Source organism: Thioalkalivibrio sp. (assembly GCF_041685615.1).
GTDB lineage: Bacteria > Pseudomonadota > Gammaproteobacteria > Ectothiorhodospirales > Ectothiorhodospiraceae > Thioalkalivibrio.
In genome coordinates this window covers 1-15,769 of record NZ_JAWLFK010000012.1, presented here as the reverse complement: position 1 = coordinate 15,769, position 15,769 = coordinate 1, and the positions used below count along the sequence as shown (strand labels likewise).

Here is a 15,769-nt window from a genome sequence, read left to right as displayed (position 1 = left end):
GACGCGGATCAGACGCGCGGCGGCGGGTCGGCGATCTCGCGCAGCCACTGCTCCAGTTCGAACAGGGGCAGGCCGACCACGTTGGTGTAGGAGCCATCGATCCACTCGACGAAGGCGGCGCCGCGGCCCTGGATGGCATAGGCGCCGGCCTTGCCGCGCGGCTCGCCGGTCGCCCAGTAGGCCTTGATATCGGCCGGGCTCAGCTCGCGCAGGCGTACCCGGGTCGTCACGTGACGGGCGCGCATGGCCTCGCCGGGGCGCCACAGGGCCATGCCGGAGACCACCCGATGCTCGCGCCCGGATAGCCGCCCGAGCATCGCCGCGGCGTCGGCGAAATCTGCGGGCTTGCCCAGTGCGTCGTCGTCCATGGTCACCACGGTGTCGGCCGCCAGCACCCACTGGCCGGGCGCCAAGCGCTCGCGCGCCGCCTCCGCCTTGGCGATGGCCAGGCGCTCGACCAGGGCCTCCGGGGTCTCGCCGGGCCGCGCGCTCTCGTCCACGTCCATCGGCGCCACCTCGAAGGCGAGCTGGATCTGCTCCAGCAGCTCCCGCCGACGCGGCGAGGCCGAGGCGAGCAACAGCGGCGGCGTCGGCCTCATGCGGGGCTCAGGCGCGGTGATAGGGGTGATTGTTGAGCAGCGACCAGGCGCGGTAGAGCTGCTCGGCGACCAGCACCCGCACCAGCATGTGCGGGAAGGTCAGCGGCGACAGCGACCAGGCCCACTCGGCACGGGCGCGCACGGCCTCGTCCAGCCCGGCGGCCCCGCCGATCACCAGCGCCACGTCGCGACCGTCCGTCTGCCAGGCCTCCAGGCGCTTGGCCACGCCCTTGGTGTCGACCGCCTTGCCGCGCTCATCCAGCAGGATCACGCGCGCACCCTCGGGGATCGCCTTCAGCAGGATCTCGCCCTCGCGGCGCAGCAGCGTGGTGGTGTCCATGGACTTGGCACCGGAGGGCCCCGGGAGGGCCTGCAGGTTCAGCTCCAGCTCGCGCGGCAGGCGCCCGGCATATTCGGCGAAGCCCTCCGCCACCCAGTCCGGCATGCGCTTGCCGATCGCGATCAGGTCCAGGCGCATCGAGTGAAGACTCGTGTGGCGCTCAGCCGCGCAGGCGGCGGACGCGTTCCAGGCTGGGGTCCTCGGGTGCGGCCTTTTCCGGGTCGGCCGCTTCCTCCGCCAGCCAGAGCTTTTCCAGGTTGTAGAAGTCGCGGGTCTCCGGGAGCATCACGTGGACGATGACGTCGTTCAGGTCCACCAGCACCCACTCCTGGCTCTCTTGGCCCTCGACACCCAGCGGCTGGATGCCGGCCTGCTTGGCCTCGGCCGCAACGGATTCGGCGGTGGACTGCACGTGACGCCCGGAGGTCCCGGAGGCAATCACCATGAAATCCGTCAGCGTGGTCTTGCCACGTACGTCGATGGTGCGGATGTTCTGTGCCTTCATGTCGTCCAGAGCGGTGGTCACCAGCTCCAGCAGTTGTTCGCTGTTCATTGTGTCGGTCATGTCCCGTGATTGCGGTTCGACCCGGCCCGGTACAGGCCGTGGTCCTGGATGTAACGATTAACGGCCCCGGGGAGCAGGAAGCGCGGGCTGCGTCCGGCCTGCAGCTCGTCCCGGATCGCGGTGGCAGAGATGTCGAGCTGGGTGACCGGCTGGAAGTAGACCAGCCCCCCGGGGGCCTCGCGCAACGCCGCCGGATCGTGCGTCGCGGCATTGCCCAGCCAGCCCCCCAGATCATGGGAGGCGGGGCTGCCGGGGCGGTGCGAGACCACGATATGCGCCAGCTCGAAGATCTGCTGCCAGCGGTTCCACGATGGCAGTCCGGCAAAGGCATCCATGCCCATGATCAGCACCAGCGGCGCGTCCGGCCCAAGCTCCTCGCGAAAGCTGAGCAGGGTATCCACGGTGTAGGACGGCCCCTGACGATCCAGTTCGCGACGGTCGGCGACAAATCCCGGCACATCCGCAATCGCCTGATCCACCATTGCCAGACGATCGCCGCTGCCGGTTCCGGGGCTCGCGCGATGCGGCGGTACGTGGCAGGGGATGAAATGCACGCGTTCCAGCCCCAGGTGCTGCTGGATCTCCAGCGCCGGGCGCAGGTGGCCAAAGTGGATCGGGTCAAATGTACCGCCGAGGATCCCGATCACGTGGGGATCGCCCCAGGGAAACGCTGATCAATATACACACTCGTGTTGGTCCCCCAGGTTTTCCGAGACAAGGCGCGCCGTGCCGCGGGTAGTGGTTCTACCCGCAAGCGGCGCAACGCAGGATCGGGGAACCTGGGAGACCAACCCCGAAGGGGCTCGGCCGCCCGTTGTTGACAAAAACGGGCGCGCGCACCGCGTCGCGGCTCCCTTGTGCAGCATGACTGCACGGCAGTCACCGCGCCTTGTTCGCACGCAAAAATGACTCGAGCGCGTGCGTGGACATTAATCAGTGTTTCCCTAGCCACGTACATGGCCGTCACCGAACACGACATACTTGAGCGTGGTCAGCCCGTGCAGGCCCACCGGACCCCGGGCATGCAGCTTGTCGGTGGAGATGCCGATCTCCGCGCCCAGGCCGTACTCGTAGCCGTCGGCGAAGCGGGTGGAGGCATTCACCATCACCGAGCTGGAGTCCACCGCGCGCAGGAAGCGACGGGCGCGGCTGTAGTCCTCGGTCACGATGCTGTCGGTGTGGTGCGAGCCGTAGGTGTTGATGTGGTCGATCGCCACGTCCAGGTCGTCGACCACGCGGATCGCGAGGATCGGCCCCAGGTACTCGGCCACCCAGTCGTCCTCGGTGGCCTCCGCGATGTCGGCCCCGCTGTCGGCGAGAATGGCCCGGGTACGCGCGCAGCCACGCAGGCTGACCTGGTGCTCGCCCAGCGCGGCCGCCAGGCGCGGCAGGAAGGCCTCGGCCTGGTCCGCATGTACCAGCAGCGTCTCCATGGTGTTGCAGGTGCCATAGCGCTGGGTCTTCGCGTTCACCGCGACGGCCAGCGCCTTGTCGGCGTGGGCCCCGCCGTCCACGTACACGTGGCATACGCCGTCCAGGTGCTTGATCACCGGGATCCGCGACTCGTTGCTGACCCGCTGGATCAGGCCCTTGCCGCCACGCGGGACGATCACGTCCACGTACTGCGGCATGCGCAACAGCGCGCCCACCGCCGCGCGGTCGGTGGTCGGTACCACCTGCACCGCCTCGCGCGGCAAGCCGGCCTGCTCCAGCCCGGCCTGGATGATCGCGGCCAGGGCCTGGTTGGAATGCAGCGCCTCGGAGCCGCCACGCAGGATCGCCGCATTGCCGGACTTCAGGCACAGCGCGGCGGCGTCGATGGTCACGTTCGGGCGCGACTCGTAGATGATCCCGATCACCCCCAGCGGCACACGCATCTGGCCGACCTGGATACCGCTCGGCTGGTAGGCCATGTCGGAGATCGTGCCCACCGGGTCGGGCAGCCCGGCCACCTGGCGACAGCCCTCGATCATGGTGTCGATACGGGCATCGGTCAGCGCCAGGCGATCCAGCATCGCGGCGTCCAGGCCGCGCTCGCGCCCGGCCTCCAGGTCGCGGCTGTTGGCATCACTCAACTCGGCGCGCCGCGCGGCGATGCCCTCGGCGATCGCGTGCAGAGCGGCGTTCTTCGCGCCCGGCTCGGCCTCGGCCATGCGCCGGGAAGCCGCGCGCGCGGCGCGCCCGAGCACCTCGACCTGGGCGATCACATCGTCGGCAGGGGATTCGGTGGGGTTCACGGCAGCGTTCATGCAGTCAGACTCGTTCCGGGTTCAGCGCGGGTTCGGCCACGGTCAGCGGACGCCCCGCCATACGGGCCACCAAGTCTAGCAACCCCTGCCGGGCATTGCCGTTTTCCTGACCCTTGATGACCCGATCCACACGCGCGGCCTCGCCCAGCAGACCCCGCGCCGCGCTCAGATCCAGCCGCGTCATCGCCTGGCGCAGGGCCTTCTGGCCGTCGCCAAAGCTGCCCTGGAACGCCTCGCGGTCGGATGCACCGGCGGCCTTGCGCTCCATCGCCTGCACCAGCAGCCGGCACTCGCGCGCCAGCGCCCAGAGAATCAGCGGCTCGGCCTGGCCCTCGTCCAGCAGCCCCTCCAGCATGCGCAGGGCGTGGCGGACATCACCGCGCAGCGCGGTTGGGGCCAGGGCAAACAGCTCGAAGCGGGCCGCATCCGTGGTGGCCTCCGCCAGCACGGTCTCGTCGATCTCGGTCACGCCGGCCAGCGCCAGCTTCTCGATCTCCTGACGCGCGGCCAGCAGGTTGCCCTCCACCCGCGCGACCAACAATGCCAGCGCCGGGTCGGTGATGCGCAGACCGTTCTTCTGCAGCCGCGTACGGATCCAGTCGCCCAGCCGGGCCGGCGGCACCGGACGCGCATGGATGACCACCGCACGGTTCTCAAGGGCCTTGAACCAGGCAGCCCGCCGCATGTCACGGTCCGGGCGCGGCAGGTGCAGCAGCAGGACCAGGTCGCTCTGCGGGTCACCGGCGTAGGCCTTCAGGTGGTCGCCACCGGTCTTTCCCGGCTTGCCGGTGGCCAGGCGCACGTCCAGCACCGCGCGTTCGGCGAACAGCGACCGGTCGCGGATCGCGGCCTCGAACGGACCCCAGTCGGATTGCGCGGTCAGGTCCAGCACCGTGCGTTCCAGGAAGCCCTGCTGACGGGCGGCGGCGCGGATCGCATCGGCCGCCTCGATCGCCTGCAGCGGTTCCTCGGCCAGCAGCAGGTAGATCGGCGCGAGCCCGCGCGCCAGCTCCTGTTCCAGGCGGGCACTATCCGGCACCATCAGGGGGCCGGGTCCTCCGCCGCTTCGCGCAGGCTGCCGTCCGGCTCGAGCAGCGCGGCGATCCGGCGCTGCAGCTGGCCAATGATGTCACGGTCCATCGCCTCGCGCAGGGTGGCCTCGCGCTCGCTCCGACTGAGCACCGACGTGCCGTCGAACAGGTAGATGCGCGCGGCACGCAGCGGCCCCAGGTCGACCGCCTCGCCCTCGACCGGGCGCAGACGGGCGTTGACCGTCCGGATCAGTTCATACTCGGAGACCCGGGCGGCCTCGGTCACCGACAGCGTGCGGCGCTGATCGTTGACCGAGCGGATCTCCAGGATCGCGCCCTGGCCCTCCGGACGTTGATTCACGACCTCCACGCCGGAGGAACCCAGGGTCACGGCCAGTTCCCGGTACAGCGAATCGCGGGCGTTGATGCCGGTGATCTGTACCGGCTGCAGCGCCTCCGGCCACTCGCCGCTCCCGCGCAGCTGAAAGCCGCAGGCGGCCAGCGAAACCGCCAGCAACAGCACCAGCCCCGCGCGCAGCAGGGCGGTCATTGCGGCTTCACCACGAAGTTGACCAGACGGCCGGGAACGACGATTACCTTGATCACATCCTGCCCCTCGATATAGCGCTTCACGTTTTCGTCGTTGCGCGCGACGGTCTCGATCGCGTCCTTATCGGCCCCGGCCGGGACCGCGATCTCGGCGCGGCGCTTGCCGTTCACCTGCACCGCCAGGGTCTCCTGCGCGGCCTGGCGCGCGGCGTCGTCGGCCTGTGGCCACGGGGTTGCCGCCACCAGGTCATCGTGACCCAGAGCCCGCCACAGCGTCTCGGTCACGTGCGGGATGATCGGCGCCAGCATGCGCACGATGCCCTCCAGCGCCTCCTGGCGCACGGCTGCGGCCCCGGCTGCGTCCTGCGGGAACTTGCCGAGGTCGTTCAGCAGTTCCATGTTCGCGGCCACCGCGGTGTTGAAGGTCTGGCGCCGGCCGATGTCGTCAGTGACCTTGGCGATGGTGTCGTGCAGCTTGCGCCGCAGTTCGCGCCCGGCATCGTCCAGCGCATCGACCTCCAGCGCCCCCGGCGCCGCGTCGCCCACGTGCTCGTGGACCGCCCGCCACAGGCGCTTGATGAAGCGATGCGCGCCCTCCACGCCGGAGTCGGACCACTCCAGCGACAGGTCCGGGGGGGCGGCGAACATGGTGAACAGTCGCGCGGTATCCGCGCCGAAGCGCTCGATCAGGGCCTGCGGGTCCACGCCATTGTTCTTCGACTTGGACATCTTCTCCATGCCACCGATCATGACCGGCTGGCCGTCCTCGCGGTGGCGCGCGGCCTTCACCGAGCCGTCCTCCGCACGTTCCAGTTCGACGTCCGCCGGATTGATCCAGTCCTTCCCGCCATCACTGCGCTCGCGGTAGAAAGTCGGCGCGATCACCATGCCCTGGGTCAGCAGCCGGGTGAACGGCTCGTCGGAGGCCAGCAGGCCCTCGTCACGCAGCAGCTTGTGGAAGAAGCGCGCGTACAACAGATGCAGCACGGCGTGCTCGATGCCGCCAACGTACTGATCCACCGGCAGCCAGTGGTCGGCGCGCGCATCCAGCATCGCCGTGTCGTTGTCGGCGCAGGCGTAGCGGGCGAAGTACCAGCTGGATTCGAAGAAGGTGTCGAAGGTATCGGTCTCGCGCCGGGCCGCCTGTCCGCATTCCGGACAGGTCGCCTCGAAGAACTCCGGCATGCGCGCCAGCGGCGAGCCGGCCCCGTCCGGGATCACGTCTTCCGGCAGGCGCACCGGCAGGTCGGCTTCCGGCACCGGGACTGCACCACAGGCCTCGCAGTGGATCACCGGGATCGGACAGCCCCAGTAGCGCTGGCGCGAGATGCCCCAGTCGCGCAGACGGTAGTTGCGCCGGCGCCGACCCAGACCGGCCTGCTCCAGGTGTTCGGCGATCGCGGCGATGGCCGCCTCCGAGTCCTGGGCGTCGAAATCGCCCGAGTTCACCAGCACGCCGGCCTCGGTGAACGCGGCCTGCTGTACGTCGACCGAGGCGCCGTCCGCCGGGGCGATGACCTGGCGGATCGGCAGGCCATATTTCGTCGCGAACTCGTGGTCGCGTTCGTCGTGCGCGGGCACGGCCATCACCGCGCCCGTGCCGTATTCCATCAGCACGAAGTTGGCGACCCAGACCGGGACATCCTCGCCGGTCAGCGGGTGGCGCGCGGTGAAGCCCAGCGAGCGGCCCTTCTTCTCCATGGTCGCCAGGTCCGCCTCGGCCACCCCACCCTGCGCGCAGTCGGCAACGAACGCGGCCAGATCGGCGTCCTGTTTCGCCAGCGCCTGCACCCGCGGGTGCTCCGGTGCCAGCGCCATGTAGGACACGCCGAACAGGGTATCCGGGCGCGTAGTGTAGACAGTCAGTGGATCGCCGCCGTCCACCGCGAACTCGAGCTCCACACCCTCGGAACGCCCGATCCAGTTGCGCTGCATCGTGCGCACCTGGTCCGGCCAGCCGTCCAGGTCATCCAGGGCCTCAAGCAGTTCGTCGGCGTAGTCAGTAATGCGCAGAAACCACTGCGGCATCTCGCGGCGCTCGACGACCGCCCCGGAGCGCCAGCCGCGGCCCTCGATCACCTGTTCGTTGGCGAGCACGGTCTGGTCCACCGGGTCCCAGTTCACGGTCGCCTTCTTGCGATAGACCAGGCCCTTCTTCAGCAGGCGCACGAACAGCCACTGTTCCCAGCGGTAGTACTCGGCGTCACAGGTGGCAAACTCGCGGGACCAGTCGTAGGCAAACCCCAGGCGCTTGAGCTGGGTGCGCATCTGCTCGATGTTCTGGCGCGTCCAGGCCGCCGGCGGCACGTGATTCTGCATCGCCGCGTTCTCGGCCGGCAGGCCGAAGGCGTCCCAGCCCATCGGCTGCAGCACGCTCCTGCCCTGCATGCGCTGGAAGCGCGCGATCACATCGCCGATCGTGTAGTTGCGCACATGGCCCATGTGCAGCTTGCCCGAGGGGTACGGGAACATCGACAGGCAGTAGAACGGCTCGCCGGCGGCGTCCTCGTGTGCGCGGAAGCAGTCGGCCTCCTCCCACTGACGCTGCACCTGCGCCTCGATCGCCTCGGGGGAATAGTGCTCCTGCATGCGCCTCACCTGTCCTGTCATCGCCGGAAACAAAGAACTGCGCAGAATACCAGCGCCCCCCACCCCCTCCAAGGGAAATGCCCTTCACCGACACCTCTGCGCCGCAAACCATGGTGCGCCGGACGGCCGCTCTCGTCGCCGGTGGGATGTGATACCCATCACAACGGATCAGGAACAGAAGCCCGTTCCGGACTGCCTTATGAGGTACATCAGCTGGAAACCTGGAATCGGACGTTCCAAGGAGGCTGGAGATGCACGAGAGCGACGCAATTCCCGTTGTACAGCGGGCCTACCCGGAAGATCTGGGCGAGACGCAGCCCGAGCACACCCCGGAGACCGAGTCCCCGACGATTCGCGAGGTCACGCCCGAGGATCTCGGTGCATGGCTCGGCAAGGGCTGGCGCGACCTCTGGCAGATGCCGGTCGCGCTCGTACACGGGCTGGTGATCGCCCTCGCTGGCCTGGTCCTGATGGGCCTGTCGTGGAACCAGCCTTGGATGGCGTTTTCGTTTCTGGCCGGGATCCTGCTGCTGGGTCCCGTGCTCGCCGTGGGCGTGAACTACCTCGCCCTGCAAAGGGAACGTGGCGAACCGGGCGGCGCCGGCCTTGGCTGGCTGGAGGCCCTGGGCGGTTCGGTCTGGGGCTTCGCGGCCCTGCTCGCCTTGCTGTTCGTAATCTGGGCCAGCTTTGTGTGGATGTGGATCGCGGTTCTCAATATCGGCGAACTCGCGGTGATGGGCCAGTTGCATCACCTGATCGGCGCGATGCTCGGCAGCGGCGCCGGCATCGTCTCGCTGGTCGGAGTCGTGGTGGCTGCCATCGTCTTCGGTCTGGTGGTATTCGCGCTGAGCCTGGCAACGATCCCGGCACTGCTGGATCACCGGGTACGCGACGAGGCCACGCAGAAGAGCCTGATCGAGTCCATCGGCGTCAGCCTGAAGGCGTTCAACCACAACCCGGGGACGCTGATCCTGTGGGGCCTGATCATCACGGCGCTTTTCATGGTCTCGGTCGCGACCGCGCTGCTCGCCCTGGTCGTGATCTTCCCCTGGCTGGGTTTCGCGATGTGGCACGGCTACCGGGATCTGGTTGCGACGACCTGATCCCGTCCACGCGCGATACCGGGCGCACGCTCCTCTATGCCAGGAATCCGGGGCTACGCTCTTTACGGTTCCGGCGCTCGTGCTAACGTTGGATCCTGCCGACCGGATCTGCGACCGCAATGGAGAGGCCGATGAGCGAAGAACAGAAGGATCAGGCCCATGATCAGGAGCGCGAATCGCGCCTGAGCGACGCCTATCACCGCATGCTGCAGGAGGTCACCGAGGACCTGGAAAATCTGGAGGACAAGACCAGCAAGGCCATCACCGAGGCTCTGGAGAACGCCCGGGATCGCGTGCAGAAGGCGAGCGACCTCACCCGCGAAGAGGCTCACGAGGTCATGGACTACCTGCGCCGGGACCTGCAGGACCTGGGCGCCTATCTCGACAGTCGCAGCTCCGACTGGCGCGACTGGCTGCAGATCGACCTGGGGCTGATCGAGGCCAGCATCAAGAATGCCCTGGAGCGCATCGCCGATCGCACCCGGATCGAGATCACCGAACTGACCGCGCGTGCCCAGGTGATGGGCGAATGGCATACCGGCGAGATCACGGGCCCCGGCGAGCTCTTGTGCAAGAAATGCGGCCACCCGCTGCACATGACCCGGGTCGGCCGCATCCCCCCGTGTTCCAACTGCCACAACACCACCTTCCGCCGCGGCCCCGGCGGTACCGAGGCAGAATAACCCGTCAGCGTCGGCGGCGAAGGCCGCCTGCGGCACCGGCAACTACCAGCACCAGCGCCGCCAGCACGGCTGGCCCCGCCCCGGTGGCGGTCGCCGGCGTAACGCCGCGGCTTGGCTGCAGCCGGCCCGTCACCACTTCGCGGGTGAAGGTCCCCGAACGCTCGAGTATCCGACCATCGCCATCGATTATGGCGGAGATGCCGGTATTGGTTGCCCGGATCATCGGGCGCCCGGTCTCCACCGCCCGCACCCGCGCAATCTGCAGGTGCTGGGCCGGCGCAAGACTGTCGCCGAACCAGGCATCGTTGGAGACATTGACCAGGAACCCGGCCTCCGGCAGCGCCGCGCGGATGTGACGTGAGTACGCCGCCTCGTAGCAGATGCTGACCCCGGCCGTCTGACCGGCCACTCGCATGCGCCCGTCGCCGGTGCCGGGAGAGAGGTCGGACATCGGGATGGCCAGCAACCGGTCCAGCCAGTCGAGCTGGCCGCGTAACGGGATGTACTCGCCGAAGGGCACCAGCTGGCGCTTGTTGTACCCCGCACCCGTGGTCACGTTGACCACCGAGTTGTACACATGGCGCCCGGCCGACGCATGGTCGAAGACCCCAGTCAGCAGTTCGCTATCATGCTCCGCCAGCGACTGCGCGAGCTGCCCGAGCGGGCGCTGCACCTCGACATAGAACGCCGGGATCGCGGTCTCCGGCCAGACCACCAGGTCCACCTCGTCCGCCTCGCGCGTCAGATCCTCGTAGATCTCCAGCGAATACTCGATGCCGTCGGCATCCCACTTGCGCGCCTGGTCGATATTGCCCTGCACCATGGCCACCGAGATCGCCTCACCGCCGGGCTCCACCCAGCGGGCGAGTCCCAACGCCAGCGAGGCCAGCACCAGAACCCCCGCCAGACCCGCTCCGAGCCCGCGTTGTCCGGGCCGGAACACGCTGACCAGCGCCACCGCCAACAGCGCGACCACCAGCCCCGCGCCCAGCTCGCCGGCCAGCGGCAGCCAGGGCTGCAGCGGCGTATCCAGCACGGTGTGGCCGAACAGCAGCCAGGGGAACCCGGAGAACAGCCAGGAGCGTGCCAGCTCCATCAACACCAGGCCAGCCGCCAGCGCCAGCATCCCGGCCGGACGCTCCAGCGGCAGAAAGCGTGCCGCCAATCCGGCCAGCAGTGCCGGATAGGCCGCCATGGCCAGCACGAACAGCACGGTAATCAGCGAAGCGATCACCAGCGGCGCCTGGCCGAACACCAGCAGGCTGTTGAAGATCCAGGTGACCCCGGTCCCGAAGAACCCGAGGCCGAAGGCATAGCCGATCCAGGCGGCCCGGCGCGGGGCAACCCCGGGCAGAAGGGCGAACCATGCCGCCAGCCCCAGCGGGGCCGCCAGGAACCAGCTGACCGGGGCAAAGGCCAGGGTCGCGGCCGCCCCGGCCATCAGGGCCGCGAACCCCGCGGTCCAGGGCGGCAACTGTGCGACGCGAACCGGCATGAGGCTCAGCGGGTGCGGCGGCCGTCGGGCTCGGGGGCCGGGCCATCGAACGGCTGCGATCCCGCGCCGGTGGCGGCCTCGGTATCCGCTTCGGGCAGGCGCATCTCCAGCAGGTGCAGGCGCCGGTTGTCGGCGCGCAGGACGCGGAACTGCATGCCGTCCACGACGATCTGCTCGCCGCGGCGCGGTACATGCCCGAAATGCGACAGCACCAGCCCACCGATGGTGTCGAAGTCGTCCTCCCTATAGGCGGTCTGGAAGTAGGCGTTGAACTCCTCCATCGGGGTCAGCGCCTTGATGGTGTAGCGCCCGCCCGGGTGCTGCATGATCTGGGTCAGGTAATCCTCGACATCGTGCTCGTCCTCAATCTCGCCGACGATCTGCTCCAGTACGTCCTCGATCGTCACCAGTCCAGCCACGCCGCCATACTCGTCCACCACGATCGCCATGTGGTTGCGGCTCAGGCGGAATTCCTTCAGCAACACATTCAGGCGCTTGCTCTCCGGGACGAACACCGCCGGGCGCAGGATCTCCTGCATGTCAAAGGCGGCATCGTCCGGCTCGCCAAAGAAGCGCAGCAGGTCCTTGGCCAGCAGGACACCGACGACCTCGTCGCGATGATCCCCCACCACCGGCAGGCGCGAGTGCGCGGAGGCGACCACGTCGGGGAGGAACGCGGAAAGCCCGGCATCGCGGCGCACCACTTCCATCTGTGCCCGCGGGATCATGATGTCGCGCACCTGCATGTCGGCGACGTTGAGCACGCCCTCGAGCATGGTCAGGGCCTCGGGATCGACCAGCTCGCGGTCCTGGGCGTCCCGCAGGGTCTCGACCAGTTCGCGGCGGGTGGCCGGCTCGCGGCGCGGGCGCAGGATCTCCCCGGCACGGCTCAGCCAGCGCCGCCAGATCGGTTGCTCGTCGGGTTCGGGTTCAGGCATCGGGGGCGTTTCCGGCTGTGTCCGACAACTGGACGCGAGCCGGATGCTCGGCGTAGGGATCCGGGTAGCCTAACCCGGCCAGGATCGAGGACTCAATTGCCTCCATCCGCGCGGCCTCGTCCGGCGTCTGGTGGTCCATACCCTGCAGGTGCAGCATCCCGTGTACCACCATGTGATGGTAATGCGCCGCCAGGGCCTTGCCCTGCTCCATCGCCTCGCGCGCCAGCACCGGCGCGCACAGCACCACGTCGCCGAGATAGGCGTTCGCCTCCGGGGGCAGACCGGGCGGCAGAGCGGGTGCGGGAAAGGACAGCACGTTGGTTGCGTAATCGCGTTCGCGGAAGGCGTGATTCAGTGACTGCCCCTCGGCGGCGTCGACCACCCGCAGCGTGACCGCGGCCTCGCCATCCCGGCGCCAGGCCGCCCGGGCCGCGCGATGCAGGGTAGTGGCGGCCGGCAGGCCGGCCCGCGGCACGGCGTACTGCACCGCGACTTCAAGCGCCATCGGCGTCCTGCCCGTCCGCGACGGCCCAGCCGGCATCGGACTCGGGCGCCGCTCCCGGTTTCCCGGAGGCGATGTCATGGGCATCATAGGCCTCCACAATGCGCTGCACCAACGGATGCCGTACCACGTCCCCAGCCTGGAAGCGGGTGATATGCACCCCCTCCACGTCGTTCAGGATCTGCATCGCGTGCTTGAGCCCCGACCGCTGGCCACGCGGCAGATCGACCTGGGTAATGTCGCCATTGACCACGGCGGTGGAGCCGAAGCCGATGCGGGTCAGGAACATCTTCATCTGCTCGACCGTGGTGTTCTGCGCCTCGTCGAGGATGATGAAGGCCTCGTTCAGGGTGCGTCCGCGCATGTAGGCCAGCGGGGCGACCTCGATCACCTGGCGCTCCATCAGGCGCGCCGTCTGGTCGAACCCCATCAGCTCGTACAGGGCGTCGTACATCGGCCGCAGGTAGGGGTCGATCTTCTGCGCCAGATCGCCGGGGAGAAAGCCCAGGCGCTCGCCGGCCTCCACCGCCGGGCGCACGAGGACCAGGCGCTGGACGCGGTCCTGCTCCAGCGCGGCCACCGCCGCCGCCACCGCGAGGAAGGTCTTGCCCGTTCCCGCCGGACCGATGCCGAAACTGAGGTCATGCTGCGCGATCGCGGACAGGTACTTCGCCTGGCGCGGGCCACGCCCGCGGATCACCGCACGCTTGAGGCGCAGCGACGGGTCATCGCCGTTGTTGTCGGCTTCGGCCAGTCCCTCGACATGCGCCGTCTGCAGGGCCGTGTGCACCTGCTCCAGGCTGACCGGTTCCTCCTGCGCCATGCGGTGCAGATCGTGGATCAGGGCGCCGGCCGCCTGCACGGCGGACTTCGGGCCGGTCAGGTTGAAGCGCGGACCGCGATTGTGCACCGCTACGCCCAGGCGCGACTCGATCAGGCGCAGGTGGGCATCCAGCGGCCCGGAGATCCGCGCGAGCGTCTCCTGGTCACCGGGCTCCAGGGTGAAGTCCAGACGATTGGCCATGCGTCGGTTTCCCTAGGCGCCGACGGCGGCGGGCATCGCCCGCTCCACCGTGCGGCCACGGAGGGAATGCGCCAGTGCCTCGGTGATCTCGACCGGAACCAGCTGCCCGATCAGGCCGGAATCCCCGTCAAAGTTGACGATACGGTTGTTCGCCGTGCGCCCGGCCAGTTCGCCGGGGTTGCGCTTGGCCGGACCCTCCACCAGCACCGGCTCGATGTTGCCGACCATGGCCTGGTTGCGTGCGCGCCCGTGCTGCTCGATCAGGGCCTGGAGTTCGGCCAGGCGGGCCTTCTTGGTCGCCAGCGGTACGTCATCCGGCAGCGAGGCCGCGGGGGTGCCCGGACGCGCGCTGTAGATGAAGCTGAAGGAGAAATCGAAGTGCAGCTCCTCGATCAGCTTCATTGTGGCGGTGTGGTCGGCGTCGGTCTCGCCGGGGAAGCCGACGATGAAGTCCGATGAGAGATCCAGATCCGGGCGCGCCTCGCGCAGGCGGCGGATCTTGGACTTGTACTCCAGGATCGTGTGGCCACGCTTCATCTGCGCCAGGATGCGATCCGAACCGCTCTGCACCGGCAGGTGCAGGTGGCTGACCAGCTTCGGTTCGTCGGCGAAGGCCTGGATGAGCGAGTCGGAGAACTCCACCGGGTGCGAGGTGGTGAAGCGGATGCGCTCGATGCCCTCGACGGCCGCCACGTAGTGGATCAGCAACGCCAGGTCGGCGGTGTCGCCATCCTCCATCGGCCCCTGATAGGCGTTCACGTTCTGTCCCAACAGGTTGATCTCCTTGACCCCCTGCGCGGCGAGCGCGACCACCTCGGCGATCACATCGTCGAACGGGCGGCTGATCTCGTCGCCGCGGGTATAGGGCACCACGCAGAAGCTGCAGTACTTGGAGCAGCCCTCCATCACCGAGACGAATGCGGTCGGCCCTTCGGCCTTCGGCTCCGGAAGACGATCGAACTTCTCGATCTCGGGGAAGGAGATATCCACCACCGGGGCGCGCTCGCGGCGCACCGACTGGATCATGGCCGGCAGCCGGTGCAGGGTCTGCGGCCCGAATACCAGATCCACGTACGGGGCGCGCTCGCGCAGGGCGTCGCCCTCCTGGCTGGCGACACAACCGCCCACGCCGATGATCACCTCCGGCCGGCGCTCCTTGATCTGCCGCCAGCGGCCCAGCAGCGAAAAGACCTTCTCCTGCGCCTTCTCGCGGATGGAGCAGGTATTCATCAGCAGGACGTCGGCCTGCTCCGGATCATCGGTGCGCTCCGCCCCGTGCAGCTCGCGCAGCGCGTCGAGCATGCGATCGGAGTCGTACTCGTTCATCTGGCAACCGTGCGTCTGGATGTAGACCTTGCGGATCATGCTATGGGTACTTCGCTGGTTGGGGAGCTCAGGAATCGCCGGACTCAGAACGGGACGTCATCATCGTCGAAGCCGCCACCGGAGGCCGGCGCGCTGCTGCGATTACCGCCCTGCTGGCCGCTACCTCCGTAGGCATTGCCGCCGCCGTAGCCCGAGTCCTGGTCGAACCCGCCTCCGCCGCTGCCACCGCGACCGCCGATCAACTGCATGTCGTTGGCGACCACCTCGGTGCTGTAGCGGTCATTGCCGGACTGGTCCTGCCACTTGCGGGTCTGGATCTTGCCTTCGATGTAGACCTGCGAGCCCTTGGACAGGTACTGCGCAGCGATATCCGCCAGGCGCCCGAACATCACCACCCGGTGCCATTCGGTGTTCTCGCGCTTCTCGCCGGAGTTCTTGTCGGTCCACTGCTCCGAGGTCGCCAGACGCAGATTGGTGACGGTAACCCCATTCGGGGTCTCGCGCTTTTCCGGGTCGGCCCCGAGGTTTCCGAGCAGGATGACTTTGTTGACGCCGCGGGCCATGGGGCCTCCTTCAGTCGGGCATAGAGAGACAGACCCGATAGTGTAGCAGCCCGCCCCCGCCGCGACAGTGCACCGGTCCGCGATGAGGATGCGGGTCCGGTACGAGGGCCCTAGGTGTGGAGTCTCACAAGGTTGTCCTCAGGTAGACCGAGGACGCTGATGGGTGGCTGTTGGCTCAGGCTACCGTGTGGGCGGTGCCAGTTGTAGTCGTGG

Annotated in this window: 16 protein-coding genes and 1 pseudogene; 2 read left to right on the top strand and 15 right to left on the bottom strand. The window is 68.5% G+C overall.

The genetic code is table 11. The features are described from left to right. Nucleotides 1–8: 8 nt before the first annotated feature. The 8 genes from ACESLR_RS03975 to leuS all read right to left on the bottom strand — a co-directional run bounded on the left by ACESLR_RS03975 (nucleotide 9) and on the right by leuS (nucleotide 7,922). A complete protein-coding gene (locus ACESLR_RS03975; RefSeq protein WP_373023766.1) occupies nucleotides 9–599 on the bottom strand; it encodes a Maf family protein in 591 nt (196 codons plus the stop codon). A gap of 7 nt (nucleotides 600–606) precedes the next feature. Further along, nucleotides 607–1,077, bottom strand: a complete 471-nt coding sequence (rlmH, locus tag ACESLR_RS03970) for a 23S rRNA (pseudouridine(1915)-N(3))-methyltransferase RlmH (RefSeq protein ID WP_373023765.1) — start codon at nucleotides 1,075–1,077, stop codon at nucleotides 607–609. Between the two features lie 22 nt (nucleotides 1,078–1,099). Continuing rightward, nucleotides 1,100–1,492, bottom strand: coding sequence for a ribosome silencing factor (gene rsfS / locus ACESLR_RS03965; protein ID WP_373023854.1), 393 nt, complete (start codon nucleotides 1,490–1,492; stop codon nucleotides 1,100–1,102). An 8-nt stretch (nucleotides 1,493–1,500) separates the two neighbouring features. Continuing rightward, a complete protein-coding gene (gene nadD / locus ACESLR_RS03960) occupies nucleotides 1,501–2,151 on the bottom strand; it encodes a nicotinate-nucleotide adenylyltransferase (RefSeq protein WP_373023764.1) in 651 nt (216 codons plus the stop codon). 297 nt (nucleotides 2,152–2,448) lie between these two features. Next, complete coding sequence (locus ACESLR_RS03955) at nucleotides 2,449–3,753, bottom strand: glutamate-5-semialdehyde dehydrogenase (protein WP_373023763.1); 1,305 nt, start codon at nucleotides 3,751–3,753, stop codon at nucleotides 2,449–2,451. A 4-nt stretch (nucleotides 3,754–3,757) separates the two neighbouring features. Further along, entirely contained in the window at nucleotides 3,758–4,795 is a 1,038-nt protein-coding gene (gene holA / locus ACESLR_RS03950; protein WP_373023762.1) for a DNA polymerase III subunit delta, read from the bottom strand. Continuing rightward, nucleotides 4,795–5,334: an LPS assembly lipoprotein LptE gene (gene lptE / locus ACESLR_RS03945; RefSeq protein ID WP_373023761.1), complete on the bottom strand. Its 540-nt coding sequence runs from the start codon at nucleotides 5,332–5,334 to the stop codon at nucleotides 4,795–4,797. The genes holA and lptE overlap by 1 nt, the downstream gene beginning before the upstream one ends. Beyond that, nucleotides 5,331–7,922, bottom strand: coding sequence for a leucine--tRNA ligase (gene leuS, locus ACESLR_RS03940; RefSeq protein WP_373023760.1), 2,592 nt, complete (start codon nucleotides 7,920–7,922; stop codon nucleotides 5,331–5,333). The genes lptE and leuS overlap by 4 nt, the downstream gene beginning before the upstream one ends. A 251-nt stretch (nucleotides 7,923–8,173) precedes the next feature. Between leuS and ACESLR_RS03935 the strand changes: the two genes are divergently transcribed. Together ACESLR_RS03935 and ACESLR_RS03930 are read left to right on the top strand one after the other, a co-directional pair. Then, nucleotides 8,174–9,025 carry a DUF2189 domain-containing protein gene (locus tag ACESLR_RS03935; protein ID WP_373023759.1) on the top strand — a complete coding sequence of 284 codons (852 nt, stop codon included), beginning with the start codon at nucleotides 8,174–8,176 and terminating at the stop codon, nucleotides 9,023–9,025. Nucleotides 9,026–9,156: 131 nt separating this feature from the next. Then, nucleotides 9,157–9,708: a zinc ribbon-containing protein gene (locus ACESLR_RS03930; protein ID WP_373023758.1), complete on the top strand. Its 552-nt coding sequence runs from the start codon at nucleotides 9,157–9,159 to the stop codon at nucleotides 9,706–9,708. A gap of 4 nt (nucleotides 9,709–9,712) precedes the next feature. Here the strand turns inward: ACESLR_RS03930 and lnt are convergent, their stop codons facing one another. The 7 genes and pseudogenes from lnt to ACESLR_RS03895 form a co-directional block, all read right to left on the bottom strand. Continuing rightward, nucleotides 9,713–11,203 (bottom strand): apolipoprotein N-acyltransferase, encoded by a 1,491-nt coding sequence (lnt, locus tag ACESLR_RS03925; protein ID WP_373023757.1) that lies wholly within the window; start codon nucleotides 11,201–11,203, stop codon nucleotides 9,713–9,715. A gap of 5 nt (nucleotides 11,204–11,208) precedes the next feature. Then, nucleotides 11,209–12,141, bottom strand: a complete 933-nt coding sequence (locus ACESLR_RS03920) for an HlyC/CorC family transporter (protein WP_373023756.1) — start codon at nucleotides 12,139–12,141, stop codon at nucleotides 11,209–11,211. Further along, nucleotides 12,134–12,646, bottom strand: coding sequence for an rRNA maturation RNase YbeY (gene ybeY / locus ACESLR_RS03915; protein ID WP_373023755.1), 513 nt, complete (start codon nucleotides 12,644–12,646; stop codon nucleotides 12,134–12,136). The genes ACESLR_RS03920 and ybeY overlap by 8 nt, the downstream gene beginning before the upstream one ends. After that, a complete protein-coding gene (locus tag ACESLR_RS03910) occupies nucleotides 12,636–13,667 on the bottom strand; it encodes a PhoH family protein (protein WP_373023754.1) in 1,032 nt (343 codons plus the stop codon). The genes ybeY and ACESLR_RS03910 overlap by 11 nt, the downstream gene beginning before the upstream one ends. Before the next feature lie 12 nt (nucleotides 13,668–13,679). Next, on the bottom strand, nucleotides 13,680–15,032 hold the full coding sequence (miaB, locus tag ACESLR_RS03905; protein WP_373023753.1) for a tRNA (N6-isopentenyl adenosine(37)-C2)-methylthiotransferase MiaB: 1,353 nt from the start codon (nucleotides 15,030–15,032) through the stop codon (nucleotides 13,680–13,682). Nucleotides 15,033–15,076: 44 nt separating this feature from the next. Beyond that, nucleotides 15,077–15,556 (bottom strand): single-stranded DNA-binding protein, encoded by a 480-nt coding sequence (ssb, locus tag ACESLR_RS03900; RefSeq protein WP_373023752.1) that lies wholly within the window; start codon nucleotides 15,554–15,556, stop codon nucleotides 15,077–15,079. 110 nt (nucleotides 15,557–15,666) lie between these two features. Beyond that, a pseudogene (locus ACESLR_RS03895) lies at nucleotides 15,667–15,769 on the bottom strand (IS481 family transposase); the annotation flags it as partial.